General features: G+C 72.2%; 1 protein-coding gene and 1 pseudogene. One reads left to right on the forward strand and one right to left on the reverse strand.

Going from position 1 to position 418, the window contains the following annotated elements; all coding sequences use genetic code 11:
- A pseudogene (locus I5E_RS05940) lies at positions 1–224 on the forward strand (gamma carbonic anhydrase family protein); the annotation flags it as partial.
- Positions 225–278: 54 nt separating this feature from the next.
- On the opposite strand, the gene I5E_RS24270 reads toward I5E_RS05940, so the two are convergent.
- Positions 279–418: phosphoenolpyruvate carboxylase (locus tag I5E_RS24270; RefSeq protein ID WP_148286878.1), on the reverse strand; the 140-nt coding region annotated here is incomplete at its 5' end.

The raw sequence follows: 418 nt of genomic DNA on the forward strand, positions 1-418 counted from the left end.
TGCCGCCCGAGTCGGTCGTGCCGATCGGTTGGGTCGCGGTCGGCGACCCCGTGCAGCTGCTCTCGCCCGATCGGCACGACGAGATCTGGGCCGCGCAGAAGGAGCTCGACTTCCCCGGGTACGTGTTCGGTCTCGACCGCGAGACACCCGACCTGATGGTGCAGCTGACCGAGCGCTACGGTCGCAGTCTCGCGCGCCACGCCACGGACCGCCGCCTCGACTGAGACACTAAAGCGCCGGCGCCCCGAAGGGCGTCGGCGCTTCCGTGCGGGACCGGATCAGCCCGTGTTCTGCAGACCCGCCGCGACACCGCTCACCGACAGCAGCAGCAGGCGCTGGTGCTCGGCATCCGGGGTCGGGTCCGAGGCGTCGGTGTCGCGCAGCGCGCGGAGGGCCCGCAGCTGCAGGAGCGACAGCG

This window comes from Curtobacterium sp. B18, from assembly GCF_000333375.1.
Classification (GTDB): domain Bacteria; phylum Actinomycetota; class Actinomycetes; order Actinomycetales; family Microbacteriaceae; genus Curtobacterium.